The organism is Streptomyces sp. YPW6, from assembly GCF_018866325.1.
In the GTDB taxonomy this organism is placed as follows: domain Bacteria; phylum Actinomycetota; class Actinomycetes; order Streptomycetales; family Streptomycetaceae; genus Streptomyces.
This window is the reverse complement of the sequence record NZ_CP076457.1, coordinates 6,785,111-6,810,922: the sequence shown is the minus strand read 5'-3', so window position 1 is coordinate 6,810,922 and position 25,812 is coordinate 6,785,111. Positions and strand designations below refer to the sequence as shown.

The 25,812-nt window shown below is 72.4% G+C and carries 15 protein-coding genes, 1 rRNA gene and 2 pseudogenes; 8 read left to right on the top strand and 10 right to left on the bottom strand.

Features of this window, described 5'->3' with window-relative positions; translation table 11 throughout:
* Positions 1-132: 132 nt before the first annotated feature.
* Positions 133-1,659 (bottom strand): 16S ribosomal RNA (locus KME66_RS29905).
* Positions 1,660-2,336: 677 nt separating this feature from the next.
* On the opposite strand from KME66_RS29905, the gene KME66_RS29900 reads away from it, so the two are divergent.
* Together KME66_RS29900 and ptsP are read left to right on the top strand one after the other, a co-directional pair.
* Positions 2,337-2,786 carry a PTS glucose transporter subunit IIA gene (locus tag KME66_RS29900; RefSeq protein ID WP_010057444.1) on the top strand — a complete coding sequence of 150 codons (450 nt, stop codon included), beginning with the start codon at positions 2,337-2,339 and terminating at the stop codon, positions 2,784-2,786.
* A gap of 75 nt (positions 2,787-2,861) precedes the next feature.
* Positions 2,862-4,532 carry a phosphoenolpyruvate--protein phosphotransferase gene (gene ptsP / locus KME66_RS29895; RefSeq protein WP_073222597.1) on the top strand — a complete coding sequence of 557 codons (1,671 nt, stop codon included), beginning with the start codon at positions 2,862-2,864 and terminating at the stop codon, positions 4,530-4,532.
* 96 nt (positions 4,533-4,628) lie between these two features.
* Here ptsP and KME66_RS29890 read toward each other — a convergent pair whose 3' ends face one another.
* Positions 4,629-5,600 (bottom strand): hypothetical protein, encoded by a 972-nt coding sequence (locus tag KME66_RS29890; protein WP_216327970.1) that lies wholly within the window; start codon positions 5,598-5,600, stop codon positions 4,629-4,631.
* Positions 5,601-5,663: 63 nt separating this feature from the next.
* Positions 5,664-7,643, bottom strand: coding sequence for an acetoacetate--CoA ligase (locus KME66_RS29885; RefSeq protein WP_216327967.1), 1,980 nt, complete (start codon positions 7,641-7,643; stop codon positions 5,664-5,666).
* A gap of 217 nt (positions 7,644-7,860) precedes the next feature.
* Between KME66_RS29885 and KME66_RS29880 the strand changes: the two genes are divergently transcribed.
* The gene (locus KME66_RS29880) at positions 7,861-10,248 is read left to right on the top strand and encodes a glycoside hydrolase family 31 protein (protein WP_216327965.1); all 2,388 of its coding nucleotides are present in this window, start codon (positions 7,861-7,863) and stop codon (positions 10,246-10,248) included.
* 125 nt (positions 10,249-10,373) lie between these two features.
* Here KME66_RS29880 and KME66_RS29875 read toward each other — a convergent pair.
* Positions 10,374-10,942: pseudogene (locus KME66_RS29875) on the bottom strand (NUDIX domain-containing protein).
* 71 nt (positions 10,943-11,013) lie between these two features.
* On the opposite strand from KME66_RS29875, the gene KME66_RS29870 reads away from it, so the two are divergent.
* The 4 genes from KME66_RS29870 (at position 11,014) to KME66_RS29855 (ending at position 14,032) form a co-directional block, all read left to right on the top strand.
* Positions 11,014-11,814, top strand: a complete 801-nt coding sequence (locus KME66_RS29870) for a M15 family metallopeptidase (RefSeq protein WP_216329686.1) — start codon at positions 11,014-11,016, stop codon at positions 11,812-11,814.
* 105 nt (positions 11,815-11,919) lie between these two features.
* Positions 11,920-12,291, top strand: a complete 372-nt coding sequence (locus tag KME66_RS29865; RefSeq protein ID WP_216327962.1) for a DUF962 domain-containing protein — start codon at positions 11,920-11,922, stop codon at positions 12,289-12,291.
* A gap of 86 nt (positions 12,292-12,377) precedes the next feature.
* Positions 12,378-12,845 carry a Zn-ribbon domain-containing OB-fold protein gene (locus tag KME66_RS29860; protein WP_216327960.1) on the top strand — a complete coding sequence of 156 codons (468 nt, stop codon included), beginning with the start codon at positions 12,378-12,380 and terminating at the stop codon, positions 12,843-12,845.
* Complete coding sequence (locus KME66_RS29855; protein ID WP_216327957.1) at positions 12,842-14,032, top strand: lipid-transfer protein; 1,191 nt, start codon at positions 12,842-12,844, stop codon at positions 14,030-14,032. The genes KME66_RS29860 and KME66_RS29855 overlap by 4 nt, the downstream gene beginning before the upstream one ends.
* A gap of 150 nt (positions 14,033-14,182) precedes the next feature.
* Here the strand turns inward: KME66_RS29855 and KME66_RS29850 are convergent, their stop codons facing one another.
* From KME66_RS29850 to KME66_RS29835, 4 genes are read right to left on the bottom strand one after another with little or no spacing between them, the layout of a single operon-like run.
* Positions 14,183-14,791, bottom strand: coding sequence for an ATP/GTP-binding protein (locus KME66_RS29850; RefSeq protein WP_216327954.1), 609 nt, complete (start codon positions 14,789-14,791; stop codon positions 14,183-14,185).
* On the bottom strand, positions 14,772-15,209 hold the full coding sequence (locus tag KME66_RS29845) for a DUF742 domain-containing protein (RefSeq protein ID WP_073222654.1): 438 nt from the start codon (positions 15,207-15,209) through the stop codon (positions 14,772-14,774). The genes KME66_RS29850 and KME66_RS29845 overlap by 20 nt, the downstream gene beginning before the upstream one ends.
* A gap of 11 nt (positions 15,210-15,220) precedes the next feature.
* Positions 15,221-15,664 (bottom strand): roadblock/LC7 domain-containing protein, encoded by a 444-nt coding sequence (locus KME66_RS29840; RefSeq protein WP_073222581.1) that lies wholly within the window; start codon positions 15,662-15,664, stop codon positions 15,221-15,223.
* Positions 15,661-18,951 carry a nitrate- and nitrite sensing domain-containing protein gene (locus KME66_RS29835; RefSeq protein WP_216327951.1) on the bottom strand — a complete coding sequence of 1,097 codons (3,291 nt, stop codon included), beginning with the start codon at positions 18,949-18,951 and terminating at the stop codon, positions 15,661-15,663. Before KME66_RS29835 ends, KME66_RS29840 begins: the two co-directional genes overlap by 4 nt.
* A 429-nt stretch (positions 18,952-19,380) precedes the next feature.
* Here KME66_RS29835 and KME66_RS29830 point away from each other — a divergent pair, with 429 nt between their 5' ends.
* Positions 19,381-19,851 (top strand): hypothetical protein, encoded by a 471-nt coding sequence (locus tag KME66_RS29830; RefSeq protein WP_236726340.1) that lies wholly within the window; start codon positions 19,381-19,383, stop codon positions 19,849-19,851.
* Between the two features lie 82 nt (positions 19,852-19,933).
* Here KME66_RS29830 and KME66_RS29825 read toward each other — a convergent pair.
* Together KME66_RS29825 and KME66_RS29820 are read right to left on the bottom strand one after the other, a co-directional pair.
* Positions 19,934-24,720 (bottom strand): annotated as a pseudogene (locus KME66_RS29825) (hypothetical protein).
* Positions 24,721-24,786: 66 nt separating this feature from the next.
* Entirely contained in the window at positions 24,787-25,758 is a 972-nt protein-coding gene (locus tag KME66_RS29820) for a hypothetical protein (protein WP_216327948.1), read from the bottom strand.
* Positions 25,759-25,812 lie beyond the last annotated feature (54 nt).

Genomic DNA, 25,812 nt, shown 5'->3' with positions numbered 1-25,812 from the left:
ACGCCGAAGCAGTACTAGCAGTGATCAACCTGTCGTGCCGAATAGTCAACGTTCCACCCATGAGCTGACCACCGTCGGACATCTGCCGACGTAGTGGCTCTGGATTCCTTGCGGAATCTAGATGCTCCTTAGAAAGGAGGTGATCCAGCCGCACCTTCCGGTACGGCTACCTTGTTACGACTTCGTCCCAATCGCCAGTCCCACCTTCGACAGCTCCCTCCCACAAGGGGTTGGGCCACCGGCTTCGGGTGTTACCGACTTTCGTGACGTGACGGGCGGTGTGTACAAGGCCCGGGAACGTATTCACCGCAGCAATGCTGATCTGCGATTACTAGCAACTCCGACTTCATGGGGTCGAGTTGCAGACCCCAATCCGAACTGAGACCGGCTTTTTGAGATTCGCTCCGCCTCGCGGCATCGCAGCTCATTGTACCGGCCATTGTAGCACGTGTGCAGCCCAAGACATAAGGGGCATGATGACTTGACGTCGTCCCCACCTTCCTCCGAGTTGACCCCGGCAGTCTCCTGTGAGTCCCCATCACCCCGAAGGGCATGCTGGCAACACAGAACAAGGGTTGCGCTCGTTGCGGGACTTAACCCAACATCTCACGACACGAGCTGACGACAGCCATGCACCACCTGTATACCGACCACAAGGGGGGCACCATCTCTGATGCTTTCCGGTATATGTCAAGCCTTGGTAAGGTTCTTCGCGTTGCGTCGAATTAAGCCACATGCTCCGCTGCTTGTGCGGGCCCCCGTCAATTCCTTTGAGTTTTAGCCTTGCGGCCGTACTCCCCAGGCGGGAACTTAATGCGTTAGCTGCGGCACCGACGACGTGGAATGTCGCCAACACCTAGTTCCCAACGTTTACGGCGTGGACTACCAGGGTATCTAATCCTGTTCGCTCCCCACGCTTTCGCTCCTCAGCGTCAGTAATGGCCCAGAGATCCGCCTTCGCCACCGGTGTTCCTCCTGATATCTGCGCATTTCACCGCTACACCAGGAATTCCGATCTCCCCTACCACACTCTAGCTAGCCCGTATCGAATGCAGACCCGGGGTTAAGCCCCGGGCTTTCACATCCGACGTGACAAGCCGCCTACGAGCTCTTTACGCCCAATAATTCCGGACAACGCTTGCGCCCTACGTATTACCGCGGCTGCTGGCACGTAGTTAGCCGGCGCTTCTTCTGCAGGTACCGTCACTTGCGCTTCTTCCCTGCTGAAAGAGGTTTACAACCCGAAGGCCGTCATCCCTCACGCGGCGTCGCTGCATCAGGCTTTCGCCCATTGTGCAATATTCCCCACTGCTGCCTCCCGTAGGAGTCTGGGCCGTGTCTCAGTCCCAGTGTGGCCGGTCGCCCTCTCAGGCCGGCTACCCGTCGTCGCCTTGGTAGGCCATTACCCCACCAACAAGCTGATAGGCCGCGGGCTCATCCTTCACCGCCGGAGCTTTCAACCCCGTCCCATGCGGGACGAAGTGGTATCCGGTATTAGACCCCGTTTCCAGGGCTTGTCCCAGAGTGAAGGGCAGATTGCCCACGTGTTACTCACCCGTTCGCCACTAATCCACCACCGAAGTGATTTCATCGTTCGACTTGCATGTGTTAAGCACGCCGCCAGCGTTCGTCCTGAGCCAGGATCAAACTCTCCGTGAATGTTTACCCGTGATCGGGTGCACACACACGAGAGCGGAACAACCGGTCGGAATGAGACCGGTTGTTCACAGCGTCCTCGCTGTGTATTTCAAAAGGAACCGCGTCCCGACCAAAACGGCCGGAGACGGGGTATCAACATATCTGGCGTTGACTTTTGGCACGCTGTTGAGTTCTCAAGGAACGGACGCTTCCTTCGGTCCCGTATCACCGGGCCCCTCCGGGCGCTTCCCTTCATTTTTTCTTTGTCTTGCTGTCTTGCGTTTCCGACTCTATCAGACTCTTCCGTGTCCGATTCCCGGTCGAAGCGGGCCGTGCAGTTTCGCTTTCCAGGTCCACCGCTTTCGCGCTTTTCCTTTCCGGCGAGTCCGACTCTATCAGGCCTTTTCCGTCTCCTTGACCACGGCCTGCGGGCATGCCGAAGGAGGGTTCATGGTTAGGATCTGGCTTGAAAGTCGCCGCCGACCCCCGACTCAGAGTCGCGTTGGGGTCAGGCAGGGGTACGACAGTACAGGCCGTCGGGGACCGAGGCAAATCGTTTCTGGTGCACCCCTAGGTCTGCCAAGCGGTAGGTCTCGGGCGGAACCGGGACTTCATATGACTTACTCTGCTGAGCAGTACGCCGTCCCCCATCAGTCGCGGCGGCGACACCTGAATCTCCACCCCCTGGGAGGCTCCCCATGACCAACGTGACGTCCCCTCTTGCTGGACGCGCCATCGGACTCACCGCGGTTCCCGACCCGGTCTTCTCCGGCGCGATGGTCGGTCCCGGCACCGCCATCGACCCCGTACGTGAGCCCTCCGAGGCCGTGTCCCCGGTCGACGGCATCGTCGTCTCCCTTCACCCCCACGCGTTCGTCGTCGTCGACGCCGACGGGCACGGGGTCCTGACGCACCTCGGTATCGACACCGTCCAGCTCAACGGCGAGGGCTTCGAGCTCCTCGTGAACAAGGGGGACACCGTGACCCGGGGTCAGGGCATCGTGCGCTGGGACCCGGTCGCCGTCGAGGCCGCCGGCAAGTCACCCATCTGCCCGATCGTGGCCCTGGAGGCCACTGCCGAGTCGCTCTCCGATGTCCGTGAGGACGGGGACGTGAAGATCGGCGACACGCTGTTCGGCTGGCAGTAGCGCTCGGGCGCAGTCACCAGCCAGTTGCACAACCACCGCGGTGACTCGGTCACCGCACAACCGGAGACGGGTGAAATGGAGACAACGCTGCGAGGCGTCGGCGTGAGCCACGGTGTGGCCATCGGCGAGGTTCGGCACATGGGTACGGCGGTGCTGGAGCCGCCCGCCAAATCGATTCCCGCCGAGGAGGCCGAGCGCGAACAGGGGCGGGCTCGGCAGGCGGTGGAGGCCGTGGCGGCCGATCTGGTCGCGCGCGGCAATCTGGCCGGTGGTGAGGCACAGCACGTGCTCGAGGCGCAGGCCATGATGGCGCAGGACCCCGAGCTGATGTCCGATGTCGAGCGGCGTATCGCCGTGGGCAGCACCGCCGAGCGCGGGGTGTACGACGCGTTCGCCGCGTACCGGGCGTTGCTCGCCAATGCCGGGGAGTACCTGGCGGGACGGGTCGCGGACCTCGACGACGTACGGAACCGGATCGTGGCCCGGCTGCTCGGCGTGCCGATGCCCGGCGTGCCGGACAGTGACGAGCCGTACGTGCTGATCGCGCGGGACCTGGCGCCGGCCGACACCGCGCTCCTCGACCCGACGCTGGTGCTCGGTTTCGTCACCGAGGAGGGCGGTCCGACGAGCCACAGCGCGATCCTGGCTCGGGCGCTCGGAGTTCCGGCCGTGGTGGCACTGCCCGGCGCCGGGGAGCTGGCCGAGGGCACGGTCGTCGCGGTGGACGGCAGCACGGGTGAGATCTTCGTCGACCCGAGTGCGGAGAAGCGGGCCGAGATGGAGGCCGCCGCCGCCGCTCGTCAGGCCGCGCTGTCCGCCGCGACCGGTCCCGGTGCCACGTCGGACGGGCACAAGGTGCCGCTGCTGGCCAATGTCGGCGGTCCGGCCGATGTGCCCGCTGCGGTCGAGGCGGGGGCCGAGGGCGTCGGGCTGTTCCGTACCGAGTTCCTGTTCCTGGACGACAGCAAGCAGGCTCCTTCCGAGGAGAAGCAGGTCGCGGCCTACCGCGCGGTGCTGGAGGCGTTCCCCGAGGGGCGTGTCGTCGTGCGCGTGCTGGATGCCGGCGCCGACAAGCCGCTGGACTTCCTGACCCCGGCCGACGAGCCGAACCCGGCGCTCGGCGTCCGTGGCCTGCGGAGCCTGCTGGACCACCCCGAGGTGCTGCGTACCCAGCTGACCGCGCTGGCGAAGGCCGCCGAAGGGCTGCCGGTGTACCTGGAGGTCATGGCCCCCATGGTGGCCGACCGCACCGACGCCAAGGCGTTCGCGGACGCGTGCCGTGAGGCCGGGCTGCGGGCGAAGTTCGGCGCGATGGTGGAGATTCCGTCGGCCGCTCTGCGGGCGCGGTCGATCCTCCAGGAGGTCGAGTTCCTGTCGCTGGGCACCAACGACCTGGCGCAGTACACCTTCGCGGCGGACCGTCAGGTCGGCGCGGTGTCGCGGCTCCAGGACCCGTGGCAGCCGGCGCTGCTGGATCTCGTGGCGCTGTCCGCCGAGGCCGCTCGTGCCGAGGGCAAGAGCTGCGGTGTCTGCGGGGAGGCCGCCGCCGATCCGCTGCTGGCGTGTGTGCTGACGGGTCTGGGTGTCACCTCGCTCTCCATGGGGGCGGCGTCCATTCCTTATGTGCGGGCCACGCTGGCCAAGTTCACGCTGGCGCAGTGCGAGCGGGCGGCGAACGCCGCTCGGTCGGCCGACTCGGCCGACGAGGCGCGCAGCGCTGCGCAGGCCGTGCTCTCGGGCGAGTAGGCGCGCTGGGGCAGCGGTTCTTGAGGGAGGGGTCTTCCGCCGTCGGCGGGAGGCCCCTCCCTCTTCTTTGCCGCTCGTCGTGTCTTCGTGTCGGTGTCAGTGGTGGGTTTCCGGTGGCTCGGCTCCGATGTCGAATCCCGCGCAGTACTCCACGCCGGATTCCGGGGAGACGGGCTCCCCGGTGTCCGCGTCCGTGCAGTAGGCGTTGAAGACCTCGCCTGCGGTGAGCGGGGCGAGGCCGCCGTGGGCCAGACGCCAGCCGTGGACGCGGTCGGGGCTGTCGGGGGCGCTGGTGCGCAGGACCACTCCCCCGCGTGATGCGAGGGCGACGGCCACCGCGAGGACGGTGGCGAACTCGGCGCCCTCCGCGCTGTCGAGACGGGCCGGTCCGGCGCGGTCGCGGTGGGCGTGGAGCACGGCCAGGAGCTGGTCGCTTTCCGTCGGGACGCTGCACACCAGGTGGTGGGTGCCCGGCCCCGATGTCTCCAGCAGCCGCATCAGCAGGTGCGAGGCGCGGTCGAAGGCGGCCCTTCTGATGTCCTGGCCGCAGTCGGCGCAGGTGCCGAGGTCGGCGAGGAGGAGGGTGGCGTACTCCCAGGTGGCCTGGCGGACCGCGCGGGAGACCAGGACGGGGATGAGGTCGCCGATGTCCTGGCCGGTGTAGGTGACGGTGGCTCCGGCGGCGGCGATCTCAGCGGTGAAGCGGCTGCGGCTCGCCCCGGTGTCGGCGTCGAGGCCCGACTCGGCGCAGAACTCCTCGTAGTCCTCCGGGTCGAAGAGGGCCACGGTGGTGTGCACGCCTTGGGCCGTGAGCGCTTTGAGCAGGGCCTCGACCTGCTGGAGGTAGACGGTGTGGTCGTCGAAGGGGAAGGTGCCGTAGCGCCGCATGGCCGCGAAGTCCTGGGCGTCGACGAGGAGGCCGACGGTGCTGGGTGCTTCGCGGCGCAGGGTGCGTCGCAGGGTGGTGGTGTGCGGGGTGCCGTGCCTCCTGCCGCGTTTCTTGCCGTGTGCCGCCTGGTGCGAGGCGTTGTGCTGGGTGCTGCGCCTGGTGTTGTCGGTCTGCGCCATGTGTCCCCCTGTGCGCGGTGAATCCTTGCTCACTCAGCGTAATCAGGGGGACTGACAGTGACGTCACGCGCGGCGCTTGGCCGCCAGGTCTGCGTAGAAGTGGAGGAGGTCGAGGTTGTCGACGGAGCCCGGGTTGACCGCCTTGGCCAGCTCGGTGCCCTGGAGCAGGCGCTTGACCGGAACTTCGATGCGCTTGCCGGTGAGGGTGTGCGGGATGGCGGGGACCTCGATGACCTCGTCCGGGACGTGGCGCGGGGAGAGGTTGTCGCGGATGGTCTGCTTGATCGCGGCGCGCAGGTCGTCGTCGAGGGTGGCGCCTTCGGTGAGGTGGACGAAGAGCGGCATCCAGTAGCCGCCGTCGGGTTCTTCCAGGCCGATGACGAGGGACTCGCGGATCTCGGGGAGCCGTTCGACGGCTTCGTAGATGTCGGCGGAGCCCATGCGGACGCCCTGGCGGTTCAGGGTGGAGTCGGAGCGGCCGTGGATGATCACCGAGCCGTGGTCGGTGATGGTGATCCAGTCGCCGTGCCGCCAGACTCCGGGGTACATGTCGAAGTAGCTGTCGTGGTAGCGGCTGCCGTCGGGGTCGTTCCAGAAGCGGATGGGCATGGAGGGCAGCGGGTTGGTGACGACCAACTCGCCGACCTCGTTGACGAGGGGTTTGCCCGCCGGGTCCCAGGACTGGAGGTCGGTGCCCAGGCACGGGGCCTGGAGTTCGCCGATGTGGACGGGGAGGGTGGGGACGGCTCCGGCGAAGCAGGAGCAGACGTCGGTACCGCCGCTGACGGAGGCGATCCAGAGATCCTCGGCCACCTCGTCGTGGAGCCAGCGGAAGCCGTCGGGCGGGAGCGGGGAGCCGGTGGTGGCCACGCACTGGACGCGGGAGAGGTCGAAGTCGCGGCCCGGGTGGATGCCGGCCTTCCGGCAGGCCATGACGTAGGCGGCGGAGGTGCCGTAGAGGGTGGCGCCGGTCTGTTCGGCGACCCGCCACTGGGCGCTGACGTCCGGATGGCCGGGGCTGCCGTCGTACAGGACGACGGTGGTGCCGGTGAGGAGGCCGGAGACGAGGAAGTTCCACATCATCCAGCCGGTGGACGTGTACCAGAAGAAGCGGTCCTCGGGGCCGAGGTCGCAGTGCAGGCCGAGCTGCTTGAAGTGTTCGAGCAGGATGCCGCCCTGGGACTGGACGATGGCCTTGGGCAGGCCGGTGGTGCCGGAGGAGTAGAGGACCCAGAGCGGGTGGTCGAAGGGGACCTGTTCGAAGACCGGTTCGGTGTCGGCGGAGGTGAGGGCGGCCCAGGCGAGGGCGCATTCGGGGGCGTCGGTGCCGAGCAGCGGGATGTGGACGACGGCGCGCAGGGTGGGCAGTTCGCGGCGGAGCTCGGCGACGGTCCCGGTGCGGTCGTGTTCCTTGCCGCCGTAGCGGTAGCCGTCGACGGTGAACAGGACGACGGGCTCGACCTGCTGGAAGCGGTCCAGCACGCTGCGGGCGCCGAAGTCGGGGGCGCAGGAGGTCCAGACGCCGCCGACGGCGGCGGTGGCGAGGAAGGCGACGACGGCCTGGGGGATGTTGGGGAGGTACCCGCTGACGCGGTCGCCGGGGGTGACGCCGAGGGCGCGGAGTTCGGCGGCCAGGGCGCCGACCTGGCGGCGGAGTTCGGCCCAGCTGATGGGGACCTGGGTGTGGGTCTCGTCGACGTACAGCAGGGCGGGGGTGTCGGCGCGGGCCGGGTCCTCGGCGGTGCGCAGGGCGTGCTCGGCGTAGTTGAGGGTGGCGCCGGGGAACCAGGTGGCGCCGGGCATCGCCCGGTCACCGAGGACGTTCTCGTACGGAGTGGAGAAGCGGATGTCGAACCACTCGGCCACCGCGCGCCAGAAGGTGTCGAGCTCGTCGACGGACCAGCGGTGCAGGGCGGCGTACCCGCCGTCGGCCGGGGCGCCGTACCGGGTGGCGGCCCAGTTCTGGAAGCGGGTGACGGCCGCGGCCTCGATGCGGTCGGGGCCGGGCTGCCAGAGCGGGGCGTCGGGCGTGGCTGCGGTCATGAGGGCTGCTCCCTGGCTGTACGGGTCCGCGGGGTGGGCGTCGGCGCGCACGGGCTGGGGTGTGCGCGTGAGCGGCTGACACGGACGATGCCATGTGATCGTCTGCGGCACCAGGGTGGCCCCCGTCCGCGGGGCCGGCGAGGAGCGGCGGCCGACATGGGTGAACGGGAGTTGAACGGAGGGTTCTGCGGTCGGGCGGGGTGGCAGGGTGTGCGCCATGGACGGTCGTGACCTGGTGCGTCGGGTGAAGTTGGTCGGTTCCGTGCGGGGGCTGCGCACGGTGCGTTCGGCGTGGCGGCGCAGGGCCGCGGACGCGGCGGCGCTGCCGGCGCGCGGGGCGGAGCGGGCCCGGGTGCCCGGAGCGGCGACGGGTGCGGAGCCGGAGCCCGGTGGGGGTGTGGTGCGGTTCGCCCGTTCGGAGCTGCGCATCCGTGTGTCGGTGGGCGGTGCGGTGTTCTGGGCGTGGGACGGCGCGGAGCCGCTGCCGTCGTACGCGGTGGCGGGCGAGGCTCCCGCGCCGGACGAGCGGGCGCTGCTGGAGCCGGGCAAGGACGGCGGCTGGCAGGTCGTCGCGGAGCGGCTGACGGTGGAGGTGTCGCGGACCGGGGCGGTGGAGCTGCGGACGCCGGGCGGGGTGCTGTTGCGGCGTGAGCTGCCGCCGCGCTGGTGGGAGCCGGAGGGCGGGGGGCCGGTGCGGTGGGTGCAGCGTTCGGAGGTGCCGGCGGACGCGCGGTTCTTCGGGCTGGGCGGGCGTGCGGGCGGGCCCCGGTTGCGGGACGGGGTGTACCGGCTGTGGAACACCGATCCGGGCGGGCGTTTCGGTCCTGGTGACGACCCGCTGTATCTGACGATGCCGGTGCAGATGGTGGTGTCGGACGCGGGGACGCATCTGGCGTTCCACGACAACAGCTGGGCGGGGCGGGTGGTCCTGCGGGAGGGTGAGGAGGGTGCCGGTTCGGGGCATGACCGGCCGGGCGCCTGCGAGGTGCGGATGGAGGGCGGGCCGCTGCGCTGCTGGGTGGTGGTGGGGACGCCGGCCCGGGTGCTGCAGGGGTGGACGGCGCTGACGGGCGCGCCGGCGCTGCCGCCGTCCTGGGCGCTGGGTCCGCAGCACGCCCGGTGGGGGTTCGGTGGCCAGGAGGGGGTGCGGCGGGTCGTCGACGGGTACCGGGAGCGGGGGCTGCCGCTGTCGGTGCTGCACCTGGACATCGACCACTACGACCGGCACCGGGTGTTCACGGTGGACCGGGAGCGGTTCCCCGATCTGCCCGCGCTGGCGAAAGAGCTGCGCGAGGACGGGGTCCGGCTGGTGTCGATCGTGGATCCGGCGGTGAAGGCGGAGCCCGGCGACGCGGTGTTCGACGCGGGCCGGCAGATCGGTGAGCACGGTGCCTATGTCCGGGACGCGCGGGGTCGGGTGGTGGTCGGGGAGGTGTGGCCGGGGGCCTGCGCCTATCCGGACTTCACTGATCCGCTTGTGCGGGATTGGTGGGGATCTCTGTACGAGGAGCGGCTTGCGCAGGGCTTCTCGGGGGTGTGGCACGACATGAACGAGCCGGTGTCCTTCGCGGCGTTCGGGGACCCTTCGCTGCCGCGTTCGGCCCGGCACGTCCTGGAGGGCGCCGGGGGCGATCACCGCGAGGCGCACAACGTCTACGCGCTGGCGATGGCGCGGGCCGGGTACGAGGGGCTGCTCCGGCTGCGGCCCGAGGAGCGGCCGTTTCTCTTCTCGCGGTCGGGCTGGGCGGGGATGCAGAGGTACGGGGGTACCTGGTCCGGTGATGTGTCGACGGGGTGGCAGGGGCTGCGCGCGTCGTTGTCGCTGGTGCTGGGGCTCGGGCTGTGCGGGGTGCCGTACTCGGGTCCGGACGTGGGCGGGTTCGACGGGTTCCCGTCGCCCGAGCTGTATCTGCGGTGGTTCCAGCTGGGGGCGTATCTGCCGTTGTTCCGTACGCACTCGGCGATCGACGCGGGGCGGCGGGAGCCGTGGGAGTTCGGGCCCGAGGTGCTGGAGCACGCGCGGGCGGCGCTGGTGGAGCGGGAGCGGCTGCACCCGTACTTCGTGTCGCTGTCGCAGGTGGCGCGGCTGACGGGTGCGCCCTATGTGCGCCCGGTGTGGTGGGGTGCGCCGGGCGACCGGGCGTTGCGGGAGTGCGAGGACGCGTTCCTGCTGGGCGATGCGCTGCTGGTGGCTCCGGTGCTGGAGCCGGGGGTGCGGCGGCGGGCGGTGCGGCTGCCGCGGGGGCGGTGGTACGACACGGTGACCGGGCGGGCGTACGAGGGGGCGGGCCAGGTGCTGGTCGACGCACCGCTGTCGGGGGTGCCGGTGCTGGCGCGGGCGGGCGCGGTGCTTCTGGTGCGGGGGGCGGACGGAGAACCGGAGCTGGAGGTGTGGGCGCCCGCGCCGGGGCGTACGGGCGGGGGCCTGGTGGTGCGGGATGCCGGCGACGGGTGGGCACAGGCGGAGGTCGAGCGGTACGCGACGCGGTGGGAGGGGGATCGCGTGGTGGTGGAGCGGGACGGCGGGGAGAGGGAGGTCGACTGCCGGGTGCGCGTGCGGGGACTCGGGCGGGCGGACGGCCCGGGGACGGCTTCCGGGGCTTGAGTCCGCTGCCGGGGCTTGTCCGGCCCGGGGCGGCGGGCGTGACGGGGTGCTCCACTGCCGGGGCCGGCGTCCGTGCGGGCCGGGCCCCGGTCCGGCGGCCCTGGACGGAACGCCCGGCGCCCTCCTCAGCCGTAGCGGCCGGTGAACCAGGCGCCGGCGGCTTCCGTGTGCAGGGGGAACGCCAGGGGCCGGGGGGCGTAGAGGATCTCGTAGCCGGATGTCTCGCCGGTCGGGACCGACGGCGGGAGGCTCGCGAGGGGGCGGGCCGGCAGGAGGCCGAAGACCAGGAGGTGGCCTGCCGTGTCGCTGAGGACGTCGGCGAGCCGGACGTCCCGGGCGGTGGCCTCGATGCCGGTCTCCTCGTGGAGTTCGCGGGCGACGGCCGTACGCCAGTCCTCGGCGTGGTCGACGAATCCGCCGGGCAGGGCCACACCGCCCTTCTGCGGTTCGATGGTGCGGGTGATGACGACGAGTCCGGTGGCGCTCGGGCCGTCGACCGGGAGCAGGGCCACCGCGACGGGGAACGGGTTGCGGTAGGCGGTGGTGTCGCAGCGCGTGCAGGTGCGGGGCCAGGCGTCGTGGGACGGGAGGGCGGGGTAGGGGCGCCGCAGGTGCCGCAGTGGGAGTCCCGTGTGTACGGGGGGCGCGGCTGCTGCGGGGCGGTCGGTGAAGGGCGGTTGCCGGGTTCGGACACGGGCGGGACTGTAGCGGACGGGTTCTTCCGTGCGGACCGCCCAGCTGATAGACGGTGTGCCCATGACAGGAATGCGTACCGCTCCGCGCGCCCTGGCCATGGCGGCCGCCGCCCTCCTCGCCGCCACCGCCCTCTCCCCCACGGCTCAGGCGCGTCCCGGACCGCGAGCGCCCGAGGGGTTCGTGGCGCTGCGTTCGGTGGCTCCGACGATCATCCAGGAGATGCGTTACACCACGGCGCACACCTTCATGGGTGAGCGGGTGGACGGGTACCGGCAGCCGGTGTGCATCCTGACCCGGCCCGCCGCGCGCGCCCTGCACCTGGCACAGAGAAGGCTGTTGCGTCAGGGGTACGCGCTGAAGGTGTACGACTGCTACCGGCCGCAGCGGGCCGTGGACCACTTCGTACGGTGGGCGAAGGATCTCGACGACCGTTCCATGAAGCGGGAGTTCTATCCGCGGGTCGACAAGTCCCGTCTGTTCGAGGACGGTTACATCGCCGAGAAGTCCGGACACAGCCGGGGCAGCACGGTGGATCTGACCCTGGTCCGGCTTCCCGCCCTGCCGACCAGGCCGTACCGTCCGGGTGAGAAGCTGACGCCCTGCTTCGCGCCGAAGGACGAGCGGTTCCCCGACAACTCGGTGGACATGGGGACGGGGTACGACTGCTTCGACACCCTCTCGCACACCGACGACCCCCGGATCCGGGGCGCCCAGCGCACCAACCGGCAGTTCCTCAAGCGGACGTTGACCGAGGTGGGCTTCGTGAACCTGCCGGAGGAGTGGTGGCACTTCACCTACCGGCCCGAACCGTTCCCGGACACCTACTTCGACTTCCCGGTGGACCGCAGGGTGGCAGGCAGGTCCCGATGAGGAACAGGCGACCGGGACCACCCCCGTGGGCTCCGGCCGCCCGTTCTTCATCTCGGACGCGAAAGGGGCGTGTTCGGTTGCCGGTCGGGCGGCTACCGTGCCCGTATGTCACAGCAGACGTTCGACACGTACGAGGAATTCTGGCCGTACTACGTCGCGATGCACTCCCGGGCCGCGACCCGGTGGGTGCACCTGACCGGCACACTGACCGGACTCGCGCTGACCGCCTACGGGCTCGCGCGGGGCCGGAAGCGCTACCTGGCCGCCCTGCCGCTGATCGGGTACGGCACGGCATGGCCCGCGCACTTCCTGATCGAGAAGAACAACCCGGCCACGTTCGGGCATCCGGCGTGGTCGCTGCGCGGCGACGCGCAGATGATCGGGATGATGCTCGCGGGGCGGGACGCGGAGCTGGCGGAGACCGCGGCGAAGTGGCTGGCCAAGCACGGGGAGCGTGGAGAGGACCTGCTCGGCTGAGGTTTCCCCGGGCCGGCCCTCTCGCCCGTCGCGGTCGCCCGTGGCACACTTCTGACGTTCCGTCAGATCCAGTGCCGGGAGGGGCCTTGTCGCGCACGCGTACACCCGTGGTGGCCGGCTGGTTCACCGAGGACGCCGCGGAGGAGGACTTCCGGCTGCTGGGCACCCGCTGCTCCGGCTGCCGGACGGTCCACTTCCCCCGGGAGGACGGCCACTGCCGCAACCCGGGCTGTTCCGGCGGGGAGTTGGAGGAGACACCGCTGTCGAAGCGGGGCACGGTGTGGTCCTGCACCGACGGGCGCTACCGGCCGCCTCCGCCCTACGTCAGCGATCCCGGCACCCCCTGGACCCCGTACACCCTGGTCGCCGTCGAACTGGCCGCCGAGCGCATGGTGGTGCTGGGGCAGGCCGCTCCCGGGGTGGGTGTGGCCGATCTCCCCGTGGGCTCGGTGGTGGAGGTGGTGCCGGGCGTCCTGGACGAGGACCCGGCGACGGGCACCGTGCACACGACCTGGCACTGGCGGCCCCTCGCGGCGGGCGGGGACGCCTCATGAGCGGCGACGTGGCCGTCCTCGGAGCCGGGATGCACCCGTGGGGCAAGTGGGGGCGCGGCTTCGTCACGTACGGCCGGATCGCCGCGCGCGCCGCGCTCGCGGACGCGGGCATCGGCTGGCCGGAGGTCCGGTCGGTGGTCGGCGCCCAGACGGTGCGCGGGGGCTATCCGGGGTACGTGGCGGGCGCGACGTTCGCCCGGGCGCTCGGGTGGCAGGGGGCGCGGGTGGCGTCCGTGTACGCCGCGTGCGCCTCCGGGGCCCAGGCCGTCGACACGGCGCGGGCGCAGATCCTGTCGGGGCTGGCGGAGGTGGTGCTGGTGGTGGGGGCCGACGCGGCGCCCAAGGGGTTCTTCGCCCCGGCGGGCGGGGAGCGGCCCGACGATCCGGACTGGCTGCGCTTCCGGGTGCTCGGCGCGACGAACCCGGCGTACTTCGGGCTCTACGCCCGCCGCCGCATGGCGCTGTACGGGGACACCCCGGAGGACTTCGCGCTGGTCAAGGTCAAGAACGCGGCGGCCGGGGCGCTCAACGAGTACGCCCGCTACCGCGCCCCGGTGACGGCCGAGGAGGTCGCCGCCTCCGCCATGGTGGCCGATCCGCTGCGGTTGCTGGACATCTGCGCCACGTCCGACGGGGCGGCCGCGCTGGTGCTGTGCAGCATGGAGTTCGCGCGGCGCCGCGGGGTGCGTGACCCCGTGCGGATCCGGGCCGTGTCCACCGTGACGCCGACCTTCCCGAGGGCCGTCCTGGACCTGCCGGACATCGGCACGGACTCGGCGGTGGCGGTGGATCCTTCCCCCGTGAGCTTCCGCTCCTCGATCGCACGGACCGCGTACGAGGAGGCCGGGATCGGGCCGGAGGATCTCTCCCTGGCCGAGGTCTACGACCTGTCCACGGCCCTGGAGCTGGAGTGGTACGAGGACATCGGGCTGTGCGCCCCGGGCGAGGGGGCGAGGCTCCTGCGTTCGGGGGCGACCGGGCCGGGCGGCCGGGTCCCGGTGAACGCGAGCGGGGGTCTGGCCTCGTTCGGCGAAGCGGTCCCCGCCCAGGCCATCGCGCAAGTGTGCGAGCTGACACGGCAGTTGCGGGGGCGGGCCGGGCAGCGGCAGGTGCCGGGCGCACGGGTCGGCATCACGGCGAACCAGGGTCTGTTCGGGCACGGGTCGGCGGTGGTGGCGGTCCGCTGAACCCGGCGCCCCACCAGGTTTTCCCCGTCCTTGACTTGACTGTCCGTCATCGCGGCAGAACACTCGGGACCCGGCGCGCCGGGCGACGTGCGGCTCGTACCCCTGTCGGCGGGGGTACGGGCCGTACGCGTACCGGGTTGGCTCCCCCGCTCAGGTGGCGACGGGCTCGCGGGCCCGTAGCGCACGCTCCTGGGCGTGTTCCACAACCGTGACCAGGACGTCACGCACGGAGGACCGGTCCCGGGCGTCGCAGACGAGGAGCGGCACCTCGGGGTCGAGGTCGAGGGCGGCCCGTACGGTCTCGGTGGGGAACCGCTCGGCCCCCTCGAAGGTGTTGACGGCGACCGTGAACGGGATCCGCCTGCGCTCGAAGTAGTCGACCGCGGCGAAGCAGTCCTCAAGACGCCGGGTGTCGGCGAGGACGACCGCGCCCAGGGAGCCCTGGGCCAGCTCGTCCCAGAGGAACCAGAAGCGGTCCTGGCCGGGCGTGCCGAACAGGTAGAGGACCAGGTCCTCGCGCAGCGTGATCCGCCCGAAGTCCATCGCGACCGTGGTGGTCGACTTCGACTCGACCCCGGCGAGATCGTCCAGCGGGCGGCCCGCCTCGCTGAGGTGTTCCTCGGTGCGCAGCGGTCTAATCTCGCTGACCGAGCCGACCGCGGTGGTCTTGCCGACGCCGAACCCTCCCGCCACCAGGATCTTCAGGGTGACGGGCTCGACGGGCCGCTGCTTGGCGCGGCTAGAGCGCCCGAAGGCCATTGATTACCTCGCGAAGAATGTTCACGTCCGGCAGTTCGGCCGGCGGAACGGGACGGGTGACGTGCACCAGCTCGTCCTCGACGAGATCGCCGACCAGGACCCGTACCACCCCTACGGGAAGGTCGAGTTCGGCGGCGATCTCGGCGATCGACTGGGGCCTGTCGCTGCAGAGTTCGACGATCGCCACGTGTTCGGGGGCGAGCGTCTGGTCCCGGCCGGGGTCGTCGGCCGCCGGTTCCGGCACGACGAGCGCGATCAGGTCGAGGCGGTGACGGGATGCGCTGCTGGTCCGCCCGCGGGTCATCGCGTACGGGCGGACCACCGGCCCGGCGTCCGCGTCGTACCACCGGGAGGCCTGGGGGTCGGCGGTCCCGTCCGGGGATCCGGGGCCGGCGCCCCGCGGGGAGTCGGCGCTCATGCCCGCCACACTCAACCTCCGGCGGGCATACCGGTCGTCCGTGGGGCGTTGGCGAGATGGGCCCCCACGCGCTTGACCATCAGGGTCATCTCGTACGCGACCTGGCCCACGTCGGAGTCGGCGTCGGCCAGCACCGCGAGACAGCTGCCGTCGCCGGCCGCCGTGACGAAGAGGAACGCCTCGTCCAGTTCGACGACGGTCTGGCGCACCCGGCCCGCGTCGAAGTGGCGGCCGACGCCCTTGGCGAGGCTGTGGAACCCGGAGGCGACGGCGGCGAGATGCTCGCTGTCCTCGCGGGTCAGGTCCGCCGAGGCGCCGGTGGCGAGTCCGTCGCTGGAGAGCACCAGCGCCTTGCGGATACTGGCGACGCGCTGGACGAGCTCGTCGAGCAGCCAGTTCAGTTCGCCCGAGCCGTGGCGGGCGGGGTTGTGTGCTGCGGCGTTCGGTGCGGTCATCGACCGTCCCCTCCCGGAGTGGTTCCTGGTGCTGTGCCGCCGGGAACGCCGGTGTTCTCGGCGTCCTCGGCGGTTTCGGTGGGCGTGGTGTTCGCGGTGCTGCCGGCTGTCCTGGGGTTCGCGGCTTCGATGGGTTCGGTGGTCGCGGTGGAGCCGGTCGTCCTGGGGGTCCCGGCGGGTTCGGAGGTCGTGGTGCTGCCGGCCGTCCCGGGGTTCGCGGCTTCGGTGGGTTCGGCGTTCTCCCGGCGGCCGCGCTGCCAGCCTCGCTGGAGCGAGGCCATACGGTCGCGCACCTCGTCCGCGTCGCGCTCGGCGTCGTCGTCGGCCGTGTCCACCACCCCCACCCGCTGCACCGTGCGCTCCGCGGAGTCCTCACGGAGCCGGCGGGCGAGGCTGGCCTGCCGGACCCGCCGCGGGAGTCCGCCGATGGTGTCGGGCGCCGCCGGGGCGTCCGGCGCCGGGGCCTCCTCGCGCCCGCGCGCCGGCGTGCGGGGTCGCTCGGGTGCGTACGACGGCTCGGTCGAACGGGACGGCCCGGCGGGGCGGGGATCCTCGGGCGTACGGGAGACGCCCGACCCGCGGGAGACGTCCGACGGACGCGACGCGACGTCCGGCGTACGGGAGACCCGCGGGGCGCGGTGGGCGGCCGCTCGCACGGTCCAGGGGGCGTCGGCGGAACGTGTCCCGCCGGCCGCCTCGGGCGCGCGGTCCGCGGTGCGCGGAACCGGGCCTGTGGCACTGCCGGACGGCGTGACCGCGTCGTCGTCCGGTGCGTCGACCCGGCGCCCCCGGTCGGTGACCAGCGTCGGCGGGGTGCGGCGGGGCAGCGGTGCGGGACCGGCCGGGCGCATCGGACGGACCTGTGCGGTCGGCCCGTCGCCGTGGTCGCCGGCCTGCTGGTGCTGGTCCCGGTCGGTGTCCCGGCGCGGACGGCCGCCGTGCTTGTCGCGGCGGGGACCACGGTCGCCGTGCGCGTCACGGCCGGGACCACGGTCGCCGTGCTTGTCGCGGCGGGGATCACGATCGCCGTCGCGGGGTACGTCCCGGGCTCGGAAGATGCCGCCGCGCTCGCTCTCGGTGTCCTCCAGGTCGGACACGCCGTCCAGGACGGGTCCGAGGGCCGGGTCGAGGGCCGGATCGGGTGACCGGTCCAGCGGGTCGCCGGTGAAGTCCAGCGGACCGACCGGGGCTTCCAGCTCGACCGGCCCGTCCAGGACGCCCGGTCCGGTGAGGCCGGTGGGTACCGGCGACAGGACCGTGGACCTGCCGTTGACACGGCGCTCCCCGCCGGGGGCCGGGCCGGACGCGCCCGGCTCCGCCCCCGGGTTCGGGCCGCTGCCGATGGCCCGCTCGGCCCGGCGGTCCAGGCGGAAACCCGTGCCGTGGGTGTCGGGGGCGTCGGTGAGCAGGGCCGCCGGGATGAACACGACCGCGGTGGTGCCTCCGTACGGCGACTTCTGCAGGGAGACCCGGACGTTCTGGCGCTGGGCCAGCCGGCTGACGACGAACAGGCCGAGCCGGTCGGTGTCGGAGAGCTCGAAGTCGGGGGTCTCGGCGAGCCGCAGGTTGGCGTCGAGGAGGACCTCGGGGGCCATGCCGAGACCGCGGTCGTGGATTTCGAGCGTGAAGCCGTTGGAGACCCGTTCACCGTGCACCTGGACCGCCGTGTGCGGAGGTGAGAAGACGGTGGCGTTCTCCAGGAGTTCGGCGATCAGGTGGGTGAGGTCGGCCACGGCGGGGCCGCCCACCCCGATCCGGGCCAGGCGGCGGACCTCGATGCGTTCGTAGTCCTCGACCTCGGCGACGGCGGCCCGCACCACGTCCATCAGCTGGATGGGCTTGCGCCACTGGCGGGAGGGGGCGGCGCCGGAGAGGATCACGAGCCCTTCGGCGTGCCGCCGCATGCGGGTGGTGAGGTGGTCGAGGCGGAACAGGTCGGCCAGTTCGTCGCTGTTCTCGGTGCGGCGCTCCATCGCGTCCAGCAGGGTGAGCTGGCGGTGGAGGAGGACCTGGTTGCGGCGGGCGAGGTTGACGAAGACCTCGGAGACGCCGCGCCGCATGTCCGCCTGCTTGACGGCGGCCTCGACGGCGGCCCGCTGGAGGGTGTTGAGGGCCTGGCCGACCTGGCCGATCTCGTCGGGCTCGTAACTGAGGTGCGGGGCCTCGGTCTCGACGTCGACCTGTTCGCCCGCGGCCAGCCGGCGCATCACGCTCGGCAGCCGGACACCGGAGACCTCGTGGGCGTCCTTGCGCAGCCGGGAGAGGTCCCGGACGAGTTCACGGCCGATGCGGACGGAGACGAAGACCGAGACGACCAGGGCCAGGAAGCCGAGGATCCCGGCGATGCCGGCCTGGGCGAGGACCCGGTAGGCGGCCGGTTCGGCCCGGTCCTGGAAACGGTTGCCCATCTCCGTGGAGTCGCCCGCGAGCCGGTCGAGGACGGGCACGGCCGCCTCTTCCCAGCGTTCGGCGTCCACGGCGCCGGGGCGCTTCGCCGGCCCGGCGTCGATCAGGGCGTCCTCGGCGGTGCGCAGGGGTTCGGTGCCGGGGCTGGCCCAGAACTGCTCGACGCGGCGGCGTTCGGCGGCGGGGAGGTTCTCCAGGCTCACCTCGTAGAGCAGCTCGCGCTGCGCCACGAGGCCGGATATCCGGCGCAGTTCGGCGGTGGTGAAGCGGCCCGTGATGAGGCCGGAGGCGACGAGCGCGTCCTCGCGCGACAGCATCTCGCGGGCCCGTGAGACGCCGACCAGGGCCCGCATCTGCTTGTCCATCGACACGTTCTCCAGGGTGTGGAGTCCGTTGAGGAAGCGGTACGAGGGATCGACGAGACCGTTGTAGAAGTCCAGCGCCTTGGCCCGGCTGATGGTGCGCTTCTCGACCGATTCGCGCAGCGCCTCCAGTCCGTCGACAGCGCTGAGGATCGCCTCCAGGCGGCTGCTGTCGGCGGCGCTCAGCGCGTCCCGGACGTCCTCGGCCCGGGCGTTCGCCCGGACTTCGCCCACGATGCGGTCGGTGGCGGCACGTCGGCCCATGAGGACGGGAAGCGCGTCGGAGGCCCGGGGGTCGGCCAGGAAGACCAGGGTCTGCCGTCGCTCTGCCTGGACGGCGCGGACGGTGTCCTCCAGCGGTTCGCTCACCTTCTCCACGATGGATCCGGCGCTCATCAGTTCGTCGGCCTGGCGGCCGGTGATGTAGGTGGCGAAAACCCAGAGGCCCGTGAGGGAGACGAGCGGCACCAGCAGCAACGCCACGATCTTCCTGCGGATGGACTTCCCGCGAAAGCGCATGGCCTCCCCCAGATCGGCCCCGCACGGAGACAGCGGGGGTTGTCTTCTCCGTCAATAAACGGCGCGAGCCTACTACTGACACCGAGACAACTCGAAGACACGTCCGGATGATTTTCAGCCGTACACCCTTGATTTGATCATGAGTTGTCACGGTTTTCCCGGCGATGAAATTCGCGAAAGCGGCAGAGAGCACGGGCCCGGCTGCGCGACTCCGGCACATATCAGTTGGCTGGAATTCTTCGCTCCGTGAGCTCTTGTGCCCTCCGCGTGCTTTTTCGGGGGAATCTTCGGCACGGGTGGTTCGTCCGTATGTACGGGGCAGACGCACGGTGGGGTCGTGCGCGGCAGGACGGACGTGTCCGCCCGCGTAGAACCGGCGCAAGCCGGGCAGCCACCCTGAAGTCGGACAGTGGCGGGGAGATGAAGACCGTGAGTACGCAGGAACGCGGGAGTGCCGCGGCATCGGGTGCCGCGCGGACGGAGGCCGGCGAGGGGGCACGGGTTCCGCGGCCGTTGTGGGTGGAGGAGCCGGCCGCGAAGTGGCGGATGCCCGATGCGGTGCGGACGGCCGCCGTGCGCGCCGTTCTGATCATGTCGGTGACGATCATCCAGGCGATGGTCGCGTTTCTGAGCACGCTGACCGGCTCCTGGCTGGCCTTCCCGATGGTGCTCAGCAGTGTGGCCAGCACGGTGGTCGCCACCTGGGCGGTGCTCGACGTCTGGGTCACGAGGCAGGTGTGGAACCAGCGCAACGGCGTGGTGTCGGTGCCGAGCAGCACAGCCCGCCGGATACGCCGTGAGCGGCGCCGGTCCCGGCGGGCCGAGCGGGCGGCCGAGCGCGACGGCACGGGCGGCGGCATAGGCGGCCGCCACAGCACCGGCGGCCTCTCCCGCGCCTGACGGGCTCGGCCGGCGACGGCGGCCGTCCCCTCCCGAGCGCGAACGACCGGGACGGCTCCGGGTCCGGTCGAGCGCCCGGGGCTCAGGCCTCGGGCTCCGGTGCTTCCGGGAGCTCGGCCGCGGCCTGCTCGTCCCGTTTGAACATCCGGGTCGCCGTGATCTCGCCGTGGATGCTCTCGCCCTCCGGGTCCTGCTGCGGCAGACCGGGCCGCAGGTGCTCCTCCACGCTGATGTACTTCAGCCCGGCCCGCAGATCGGCGTCGTTGCGCAGCCGGATGACGAGGGGGAATTCGGCCAGGGCGGTCGTGTCGAACAGGCCGGTCGTGTAGAGCAGTTGGACGCCCAGAGCGTCCGAAACGGCCCGCTGGAGCTCCAGCAGATACGTGGCGTTGGCGCGGCCGATGGGGTTGTCGAGGAAGAGGGTGCCCGCGTGCCGGTGGCGGTCGCGGCCCCGGTCGTTGCTGCGCAGGGCCGCCATCGTGCAGTAGAGGGCGATGGCGGCGGTGAGCAGCTGACCGCCGGAGAAGACGTCGCCCATCTGCCCGACCGGGACGCGCTCGGCGCGCAGCACGGCGTCCGGCTTCAGGATCTCCACCGCGATGCCCTTGGGCCGCAGGGCCGCCTCGACCCCTCTCAGCAGCAGGGACATGCCGTCCCGGCGCAGATCGGAGTTCTTCTTGAGGGCGGCGCTGGTGGCCTCGTCGATGACCTCGCCGAGGCGTTCGGTGAGAGTGGCCTGGTCGGGTTCCTCGAAGCGGATACGGAGGAACTCCTGCCCCGACCACTCCCCCAGTCCTTCGGGGAGCTGGGAGAGTCGCTGGGCGGAGCGCAGGGTGGTGAGCGCCGACTCGACGAGTCCGCGCAGCCGGTCGACGATCGAGTCGCGGTTGCGCTCCAGCTGGACGAGCTCGTCGGTGAGGACACGCAGCCGGGGGGCGAAGGCGTCGGCCCACTTCCGGGCGTGCTCGGGCAGCGCGGAGGCCGGGAGTTCGCGGATCTGCTGGCGGGCGGGGGTGCGGACCTGTTCGTAGCGGGTGGAGTTGGCGTGCCGGACGAGGATGTCGCTCGCTTCCCGTACGGCGCTCTCGGCGGCCGAGAGGTCGGCGTTGCAGCCGCGCAGGGAGCGGCGGGACTCGGCCGCGGACTGCCGGGCCTCTTCCAGGCTGCCGGGGTACGGGCCGGGGTCCTCGGCGCCCTCCTCCGCGCCGTGGTCGCGCAGGAGGTCGCGCAGGAGGGCCGCGGTCTCGTCGAAGCCGCCGGCGGAGTCCTCAGCGGTGCGGTGGGCGTGCAGCAGCTCGCTGTGGGCGGCGCGGGCGCTGTCGAGAGTGGCGGTCGCGTCGGCCAGTTCGGCGTTGGCGGTACGCAGGAGGGCCTGGGCGCTCTCGGCGTCGGCCGGGACCAGGTCGTCCGGCAGCTCGGTGTGATGGGGGCGGTCGTCGTCGGGGGCGAGCCGTTCGGCTTCGCCGCGCAGCCGTCCCAGGTGCTCGCTGGCGGTGGAGGCGCGGGTCTCCAGGAGCTGGACATGCGCTTCGGCGCGGGCGGCGGCGGCCTGGCGGGACGGGCCGTCGGCCCCGTCCGTGCCCTCCAGGAGCTGGGCGGCGCGGGTGCGGACCTTGTTGGTGAGGCGGTCCAGTTCGGCCAGGGCCGCGCTCTCGTCGCTCTCGGCGCGGGCCTGTTCGGCGCGCAGATCGGCGCCGACGCCGACCTTCTCGTAGAGCTGGGACGCGGCCCGGTAGGCCTCGCGCAGGGTGGGCAGGGCGGTGCGGTCCTTCGACGCGTCCTCCTCGGGGAGGACTTCGGGGACTCCGGCGATCTCGGCGCGCTCGGCCCGCAGGGCCCGGGCGGTGCGGCGGGCGTCGTCCCCGGCACGCTGGGCGGCACGGCGGTCCTCGTCGGCGGCGCGGGCGAGGTCGAGGCAGACGGCGGCCCTGGCCTCGGACTCGGCGGCCTCGTCGGCCAGCTCGCGCAGGCGGGCCTGCCAGCCGGAGCGCTCGCGCAGCCGGTGGGCCAGGCCTGCCAGGGCGTCGGCGGCGCGGCGGGCCCGCTGGGCGGCCTCCTGGCGTTCGTCGCGGACCCGGGCGGTGTCGGCGGCGGACTCGTCGGCCTCGGCACGGGCGGTGCGGACCTCTGCGAGGGCGGCTTCGGCGCTTTCGGCGGCGGTACGGGCCGTGGCGGCGGCCTCGGCCAGTTCGGCGAGCATGCCGGGCGGGCAGTCGGCGCGCCAGGACCCGATGCGGGACGCGAGGGCGCGGTCGCCGGAGAGCCGGGCGGCCAGCGTCCTGATGTCCTCGTCGCGGGCGGCGGCGCGGCTGCGCAGCGCGTGGCGCTCCTCGTCGGCGGCGTGTTCGTCGTGCATGGCCGGGTTCGGCGGGACGAGGAAGACGCCGTCGCCCGGGGTCTCGGCGCCGGGGGCCGGAACGGGGGCGAGGAGGGCGGCGGCGGTACCGACGGCCACGGCCGAGCGGGGCAGCAGAGCGGCGCCGGCGAGGACTTCGCGGGCGCGGGTGTGGGCGTCGGGGTCGGTGATGACGACGCCGTCGACGAGTTCGGGGCGGGCGGCGAGGACGGCGGCGTGATCGGCCGGGTCGACGGCCTGCGCCAGGTAGCGCCAGCCGGGCAGGGCGGGGATGCCGTGTTCGCCGAGGTACTCGACGGTGGCCAGGACGTCGGGGCCGGGCGGGAGCAGTCCGCCCTCGCCGAGCGCGCCGAGGATGCGGGCGTCGTCGGCGGCGGCGGTGCGCAGGTCGAAGAGGCGGCGTTCGGCGGCGGCGACGGACTGGTCGAGGAGGTCGCGCAGTTCGTCGGCGCTGCGGTCGAACTCCTCGGCGGTCAGGGGCTGCTGGGCGGCCGGCTGGTCGGCGAGGGCGACGGCGCGGTCCGGGGAGGCGTCGGGCGCGGTGCCCGTGCCGTCGCCGCGGTGGCCGGTCGTGGTGTCGTCTCCGGTGGGGGTGGCGCGGGCGGCGCCCTGGTCCGGGCCCGGCGCCTCGTCGCCGGACTCCCGGCGGGGGTGCGGGACGCCGGTGCCGGTGGGCAGGCCGAGCAGGTCCGCGAGGCGGGGTCGGCGGCGATCGACACGGCGGCCAGGTACTCGTCCTCGTAAGCCCGCTCGGCGGCCTTGGCCCCGTCGGCGGCGCGGGCGGCGGCCAGCTCGGCGCGGCTCTCGGCGGCGGCCGCCTCACGGGCGGTGTCGGCGGCGGAGCGGGCGGCTTCGCGAGCGGTGTCCCAGGCGGCGACGGCGGATTGTTCGGCGTCGCTGGCGGCGAGCGCCGCGCGGGCGGGGTCGGCGTCGGGCGCGGTGTCGTCGAGCCAGCCGGCCCGGACGGCTTCGGCGGTCTCCTGGCCGACCTCCGCGAGGCGCTGGCGCAGGTGTCCGGCCTCGCTGCGGGCGCGCTGGGCCTCGGTGGCGGCGACGGTGGCGTCGCGGTGGGCGCGCTCACCGGTGGCCTGGAGGGTGCCGGAGCGCTCCTCCTCCTCGTTGGCGAGGCGTTCGCCCTCCTCGGCGGCCCTGTGCAGGGCGCGGACGAGGTCGGTGGCGGCGGCGGAGCGGGCGGCGAGGGCGGGGGCGGCGTCGCGTTCGGCCTCGCGGATGGCGGCGGCGACCCTGGCCGAGCGGTCGGCGGCGGCGCGGTGGCGCAGAACGGCTTCGGCGGCCTGCCAGGCGGCGTGCAGGGTGCGGGCCTCGACCAGCTCCTTGCGTCCGGCGGCGGCGCTCTTCTCGGCCGCGGTCAGGGCCAGCGAGGCGTGCCGGTAGGCCAGTTCGGCGGCGATCAGGGCGCGGCGGCCCCGGGTGGACTCGGCTTCGGTGACGGTGTGCGCGGCGGCGGTGACGCGCTCGGCCAGCTCGGCGGTGCGGCCGCGCTCCTCGGCTGCGCGGACGGAGAGGCGGCGGGCCAGCGTGCGGGTGCGTCGTTCGGCCCCGGCGTGGATGTCGCGGGCACGGGCGCGGGTGTCGGTGGCCTCGACGATCCGGCCGAGGAGGTCGACGGAGCCTGCGGTGAAGTCGCGTTCGGCGGTCAGCTCGGCGCGGCGGCCCAGCTTGTTGCCGAAGCCGCTGACCAGGTCGGCCAGTCCGTCGGTGTCGCGGGTGTCGGTGACGGCGCGCAGCAGGAGGTCGGTGAAGTCGGAGTCCTTCTTCACCGCGAAGAGGCCGGCGGCCTCACCCTCGTCGGCGTTCATCTCGCGCTGGTAGCGGAAGAGTTCGGGGTCGAGGCCGAGGTCGCCGAGGTGTTCGTTCCAGCGGTCGTGGATCTCCTCCCAGTGCACGTCGAGGTGCGCGTAGAACTTGCCCGCGTCCATCAGCGCGTCGCGGAAGCCCTTCATGGTGCGCCGCCTGCCGCGGGCGCCGGAGGCGCCTTCGGCGGGGCGGCCCACGGCGGAGGCCTCGGCGACGGGCAGGCTGTCCAGGCTGAGCCCGGGGCCGGGGCGGAACGAATACCAGGCCTCGGCGAACTTGCGCGGGTCGTTGGAGACCTGGCGGCCCCGCCATTCGCTGACCTTGCCGACGACGACGCACTCACCGGTGAGGGTGTGCTGCCACTCCAGGGCGACGTGCCCGCAGTCGTCGGCGAGGAGGAACTTGCGCAGCACGCCGGAGCTGGCTCCGCCGAGGGTGTTGCGGTGGCCGGGGAGCATCACCGAGAAGATCAGCTTGAGCAGGACGGACTTGCCGCCGCCGTTCTCCAGGAAGAGGACGCCCGCGGGCGCGGGGCGGCGGGGCGGGCCGACCGGCTCCTCCTCGAAGAACTCCGCCTGGGCCGGAGCGGGGTTGGGGACGGGTGCGCCGACGCCGCGGAGGTCGAGGACGGTGTCGGCGTAGCGCGCACCGGCAGGCCCGATGGAGTAGAGACGGACCCGGGACAACTCGTACATGGCGGCGGACTCTCGTCGTTCGGTGAGCGGGGGTGAAGCGATGGGGGGGGTGCGGGGTGTTCGGGGTCAGGAGTGGAAGGGCAGGCCCGCGTCGGCGGCCAGCTCCACACTGTCGGGGTCCGGCGGCGGCAGGAGGGTGGCGGAGCCGTCGGTCACGGGGACCACGCCGAGCTCCAGCAGCTCGGCCATGGCGGCGCTGCCCGCGAGGTCGCGGACCTGGAGCTGGTAGCGGGCGGTGGTGCGGTAGGCGCCGCCCGCGTCGTCGCCGGTGCGCTGGAGGAAGCCGGAGTCGGTGAGGAAGGCGACGGCCTTGCCGATGATGCCGGTGGTGGATCCGGCGAGCCGGCGGGCGTCCTTGGTGGCACCGGTGGCGCTGCGGCGGGCGTAGATCCGCCAGCCGGCCTCCAGCCCGGGGGCGTCGCTGGCGGGGTCGGTGTTGTCGCCCTGTTCCTCGGCGCGTTCCTCCAGCCGTCGGCAGGCCTGGCGTACGAAGGCGTCGACGCCGTTGACCGTGATACGGCCGATGTAGGCGTCGTCGGCGAGGTCCTCGGGGCGGGGGAAGGCGAGGGCGGCGACGGCCAGGTGGGCGAGGCCGTGCAGGAACCGGTCGGCGGCGTCGGAGGAGGCACGGCGGGCGTAGTCGCCCATGCGGACGGCGAAGACGGAGTCCTCGCCCGCCGTGACGGCCATCCCGGCCCGCGGGGAGACCTCCAGGACGACGAGGCCGAGGCCGGTGGCGACGGCGTCGGCGAGCCGGGCGAAGGCGCTCTCCTCCCGGTAGCGGCGCAGCAGGTCGGCGTACTCGGCGTCCCGGGCGGGCAGCAGCTTGGGCTGGAGCCCGAAGGAGACCAGGCGGGCGGCGTCGGCGGCGTCGGCCGGGGTGACGGGGGCCGGTCCGGCCGGCTCGGCGGTGAGCGGAGAGCTGTGCGCCGCATCGGCGGCGTAGGGCGTGGCGGGAGCCCCGTACGGCGTGGCGGACCCGGCGTGCGCCGGGGGCTCGGTCCACGCGTCGGGGTGCTCGGCGTCGTGGTCGCTCACGGCTGGGACTCCTCGGTACGGATGTGGTGCGGGTGCGCGGGGCGGACGGAGCTC